This window comes from Candidatus Phytoplasma sp. AldY-WA1 (assembly GCF_020312115.2).
Lineage (GTDB): Bacteria > Bacillota_I > Bacilli_A > Acholeplasmatales > Acholeplasmataceae > Phytoplasma > Phytoplasma vitis.
Map to the genome: position 1 here is coordinate 1 of NZ_JAHRHX020000043.1, position 4,836 is coordinate 4,836.

Genomic DNA, 4,836 nt, shown 5'->3' on the forward strand with positions numbered 1-4,836 from the left:
TTTGTTAAGATATTATGCACTGTGCACTGTTATAATTTTTTGTAAATAAATTCATTTTTAATATCGAAAAGACTAATTAAAACAAACTAGTCTTTTTTTGTTTTTAGTGAAACGAGGTTTTAAAAATATACATAGTTAAAAAAACATTTACATATTTTTGGAACACTGCGTTGTTCCAGTTGCTGGTGTTGTGCTAGCTGGTGCTACTTCAGCTGTTCCATTAGCTGGTGTATCATTATTATTTGAATGATGACGTATTTCAACTAATGCCATTACAAACATGCTAAATGTACAAAAAAGAATTAAGAAAATATTAGTTACTATTTGTAACTTTTCGACATTTTTAGTTTCCATGTTATTTACTCCTTTCGTGTTTTTTATTTAAATAAAAAAAGAACAATTTAATTGTTCTTGGTTTATCAGTTTAACGACTATAACAAGGTCGGTTGGTTTTGGTTTGTCAGTTTAACGACTATAACAAGGTCGTGATGGTTTTTATTTTATGTTTTTTTATTAAATTGTTTAAAATAAAAAGACTCGTGTAAGTGAGTCTTTTTTATTTTATTTTTTTTGTTCCGTCGGGGTTGTATTCGAAAATTGCTGAAATAGTTTTACCGTCTTTTTGGTATTCTGTTTCTTTAGTTTTTTGGCCGTTGGTGTATTCGTTGATGAACCAAATATTTTGACTGTCAGGACGGTAGCGTGTTTTTTTAGTTTTTTGGCCGTTGGGGTTGTATTCGTTAATGTAATTAATATTTTGGCCGTCGTCTTGGTAGACTGTTTGTTTAATTCTTTTGCCGTTGGGGTTGTATTCGTTAATATACATAATAGTTTTGCCGTCGTCTTGGTAGATTATTTTTTTCGTAGTGTTTGAATTTGATGTTGTTGGTTTAAACTTGTCATAATAATACCAACCAGCACCAATTAAAGTTATAAAAATAATAAATGTTATAATTATTTGTTTTGAATTCATATTTTTTTCTTTTTTTCTTTTAATATTTATATAAAAATTAGTGCTTTATAGTTTCTAATTTTTTGAACATTTTAGTGTAACGCTCTTGTTTTTTTTATTTGTTGAAATAATAAAATGTTTGTTTGATTAGTTTTTTTGTTTTTATCGAATTATTAATTGACTAAATAGTTTTATAGTTAAAATAATAACACGTTTTTTTAATTATTTTTTTGTCTTCATTAAATTCTTTAATGCAATTAATGGTTCCATCGAAATTATAAGTTGTTTCTTTAATTAATTTACCGTGTTCATTGTATTCTGTGATATACCAAATAGTTTTATCGTCAGTATAATAGGTTGTTTGTTTAATTAATTGATTGTTTGAATTATATTCCTCAATGATTTTGTATCCATGTTTTCTGGTGTGTTTTTTAAATTTGATTACTTTGTACTGTTATAAAAAATTGTAAATGTTTTTTAATTCATTTTTAATGACTAATTCTTGTTTTTTATTTTTATCTTAATTTCAAAAATTTTCTCCTTTCTTTTTTTATTCAAATAAATAAATAAAAAAAAAAAAAAAGAAAAATAAAATTATTCTTAATTTAAAAGTTTAACGACATGATATGGCTGATTATTTTCTTTTTTTACTAAAAACAAAAAAGACTAGTTTTTTAACTAGTCTTTTCGGTATTAAAAATGAATTTATTTACAAAAATTTATAATAGTGCTAATTTTTATTATTATAAAATAGATTCATCGATAATACCTTTTAATAATTTAGCAGAACTTAGCAATTGTTCTTTTTCTTTATCATTTAATGAAATTTCTAAAATTTTTTCTACACCTGATTTTCCAATAACACTAGGAACACCTAGATAAATATCTTCAATATTATATTCACCTTGTAAATAAGATGAAGTATTTAAAACTTTTTTCTCGTCTTTAATAATAGCTTCTACAATATTTAAAACTGAAATTGCGATACCATAGTTAGTATAACCTTTTTGACTGATGATTTCATAAGCTGATTTTTGAACTTTATTAGCAATCATTTCTTTAAAATCATTTATTTCATGTTTTTCGAGAGTTTTTTTAGATAATAATTTTTTGAAATTTTCTTCAAAAGAAACTCCATGTACATTTAAACATGACCATGTCACTATTTGGCTATCGCCATGTTCTCCAATAATATTACCGTCGATATCACGAGCATCAATATTCATTTCTTGTGATAATAAAAATTTTAAACGAGCTGTATCTAAAGTTGTTCCAGATCCTAATACTCGATGAGATGGAAAACCTGATAATTTATAAGCAATATATGTCAAAATATCACAAGGATTTGAAACAATTAATAAAAAAGTTTTAGGACTATATAAAGTAATAGGAGTAATGATTTTTTGGAAAAGTGTCAAATTACTTTTAATTAAATCTAATCGATTATTTAAATTTTTTGACGGAATCGAAGCAGTAATAATTACAATATCAGAATCTTTAGTATCTTTATAATCGCTAGTAGCTGTTATTTTAATAGGATGTAATGAATTAACACCTTGACTGATATCTGTAGCTTCGCCTTGTGCTTTAATTGGATTAACATCTAAAATAACAATTTCAGAAACAATTTTATTAAGAGATAAAATTAATCCAATCGCTGATCCGACATTTCCTCCACCAATAATAGTTATTTTGTTTTGTTTCATATAATAAAATACCTCTTTTTTTATTTTTAATTAATTAATTAATATTATATTATTTTATAAATTAAAAACAAGTTTTTTATAATTAATTATTATATTTATTGATTTTTTTATATAAATAAAAATTTAATTAAAGTAAATATTTATTTTAAAAATTAAATAAATATAAATTAAAAAGAATTAAAAAAATTTCAAAAATATTTTATGAAACTACGAACTTAATCCTAAAACATTAACAACTTTTTAATTTAAATTATATTAAAATAAGTGATTTTTTATTATTAATATTGTATAATAATTATTGTGAAAAGGTTAAGGATATAAAAAAATAATTTAATTAAATAAATGATTAATCGGGGATGTTCGTGGAATTTGCCAAAACTAAAGAGTTTTTTATGCATATCTTGGTAACGCAAGTAAAAATGTTCGAGGTTAAAATAAACGGCAATAATGAAAAAGAAGAAGTTACTTCTTCAAATATGAATTTTATTCCTTCAAATTATGGAATAGGACAATTAGCTTTTGCTTAAAAAAATTTATTTTTAATTCATTATTTTTATTGAATAATCAATAAAAATAAAGTTTTATGATAGATTTCAAAGCTAAAATTTTTATTTTTCTATAAATTTAACTTGTTTAAATCTTGATATCATATCAAGAAATTTAATTCATTATTTTAATTATATAGACTACTATTAGTAGTTTTATAATTTCCTATTATTTTTTATGATTCTAATTGGAATTATATTAAATTTTTTTATTAATTAGTTTGTTTGTTTTTAAAAAACAAAATAAGTATGTAGAAATTAAAAAATGAATTAGTTTTGTACAGGGGTTCGAATCCCCTCATCTCCACCAATAAAATTATTAAATTCATTAGTTTAATAAATTTAATAATTTTATTGGTTATTTTTTTGTCAATAATAATTTTTTTAAATCATTTCGGAGATAATCATTAAATTAAAAAATATTTTTATGTTTTTATTTTTTACTTTTATAACGATAAAAAGTTATAATTTTTAATGATATTTTATTTTTTAAAATTAAAAAGTTTGCAAAAATTAAATTATATCTTAATTTATTTAAGAAATTAATTTTTAAGGAGTATAAAAATTTGATGTTAGAACAAAATAATAAAAAAACTTTTTCAAGAAAAATTAAATTATTATTAATTGCTGTAATTTTAGCTTTTGTGGTTGTATTTATATGTAGTAAAACAAATGCTTTTACAGATGGTATCTCAGAAGAAATCCACAAAACTAGTGAAAATTTACAATCTCAAATTCAATCTCAAATTAGAGAATTAAAAAAAGACGTGTTAATTTCAATACAAACAGAAATCAACAAAACTAGTGAAAATTTACAATCTCAAATTGGAGAATTAAAAACAGACGTATTAACTTCAATACAAGAAGAAATAACAAAAACTAGCGGAAATTTAAATCAAATTGCGAATAAATGGGATTCTTCTCTTCAAAAAGATAAAGACGAAATAAAAAAAGAAGTGTTAGCTTCAATACAAGAAGAAATAACAAAAACTAGCGGAAATTTAAATCAAATTGCGAATAAATGGGATTCTTCTCTTCAAAAAGATAAAGACGAAATAAAAAAAGACGTGTTAACTTCAATACAAACAGAAATCGACAAAACTAGTGAAAATTTACAATCTCAAATTAGAGAATTAAAAAAAGACATTTTAACTTCAATACAAACAGAAATCGACAAAACTAGTGAAAATTTAAATCAAATTGCGACAGATGAAATTATAGGCAAAATAAAAAGTTTTTCTTTTGGTTTTTCAAATTTGTCAAATCTGTTTAAAAATATCACCTCTTGGATTCCAAAAGGTTCTAAATTAAATGAAACAAATAAAGATTCTGAACCAGACGAAATAAATAAAGATTCTAAACCGGGTGAAATAAATATAAAAATTAGTGGTGGAAATGGTGATGGAAATACAAGTGAAAAAACAGATTCATCTAAAGGTTCTAAATTAGATGAAACAAATAAAGATTCTGAACCAGAAGAAATAAATAAAAATTCTAAACCGGGCGAAATAAATATAAAAATTAGTGGTGGAAATGGTGATAGAAATACAAGTAAAAAAACAGATTCATCTGGGACAGGTTGGCTTAGTTGGTTTTTCGGTTCTAACAGATAAAAAAATATTTAATGTTTTTT

Annotated in this window: 6 protein-coding genes; 2 read left to right on the forward strand and 4 right to left on the reverse strand. The window is 22.8% G+C overall.

Annotated elements, in window-relative coordinates; all coding sequences use genetic code 11:
• Positions 1–147: 147 nt before the first annotated feature.
• The 4 genes from KTO59_RS03340 to KTO59_RS03355 form a co-directional block, all read right to left on the reverse strand.
• A complete protein-coding gene (locus tag KTO59_RS03340; protein ID WP_284928624.1) occupies positions 148–354 on the reverse strand; it encodes a hypothetical protein in 207 nt (68 codons plus the stop codon).
• A 202-nt stretch (positions 355–556) separates the two neighbouring features.
• Positions 557–973, reverse strand: coding sequence for a DUF2963 domain-containing protein (locus KTO59_RS03345; protein ID WP_284928625.1), 417 nt, complete (start codon positions 971–973; stop codon positions 557–559).
• 160 nt (positions 974–1,133) lie between these two features.
• A complete protein-coding gene (locus KTO59_RS03350; protein WP_320412682.1) occupies positions 1,134–1,394 on the reverse strand; it encodes a DUF2963 domain-containing protein in 261 nt (86 codons plus the stop codon).
• A 301-nt stretch (positions 1,395–1,695) separates the two neighbouring features.
• Positions 1,696–2,658, reverse strand: a complete 963-nt coding sequence (locus KTO59_RS03355) for an L-lactate dehydrogenase (RefSeq protein ID WP_225696028.1) — start codon at positions 2,656–2,658, stop codon at positions 1,696–1,698.
• Positions 2,659–3,014: 356 nt separating this feature from the next.
• Here KTO59_RS03355 and KTO59_RS03360 point away from each other — a divergent pair, with 356 nt between their 5' ends.
• Both KTO59_RS03360 and KTO59_RS03365 read left to right on the forward strand, forming a co-directional pair.
• Entirely contained in the window at positions 3,015–3,185 is a 171-nt protein-coding gene (locus KTO59_RS03360) for a hypothetical protein (protein WP_284928626.1), read from the forward strand.
• A gap of 587 nt (positions 3,186–3,772) precedes the next feature.
• A complete protein-coding gene (locus KTO59_RS03365; RefSeq protein ID WP_284928627.1) occupies positions 3,773–4,816 on the forward strand; it encodes a hypothetical protein in 1,044 nt (347 codons plus the stop codon).
• Positions 4,817–4,836: the final 20 nt, after the last annotated feature.

Bases quoted from the DNA above. Each gene is read 5' to 3' on its own strand.
- KTO59_RS03355 (WP_225696028.1), bottom strand. From the start codon at position 2,658: ATGAAACAAAACAAAATAACTATTATTGGTGGAGGAAATGTCGGATCA.
- KTO59_RS03340 (WP_284928624.1), bottom strand. From the start codon at position 354: ATGGAAACTAAAAATGTCGAAAAGTTACAAATAGTAACTAATATTTTC.
- KTO59_RS03345 (WP_284928625.1), bottom strand. From the start codon at position 973: ATGAATTCAAAACAAATAATTATAACATTTATTATTTTTATAACTTTA.
- KTO59_RS03360 (WP_284928626.1), top strand. From the start codon at position 3,015: ATGTTCGTGGAATTTGCCAAAACTAAAGAGTTTTTTATGCATATCTTG.
- KTO59_RS03365 (WP_284928627.1), top strand. From the start codon at position 3,773: ATGTTAGAACAAAATAATAAAAAAACTTTTTCAAGAAAAATTAAATTA.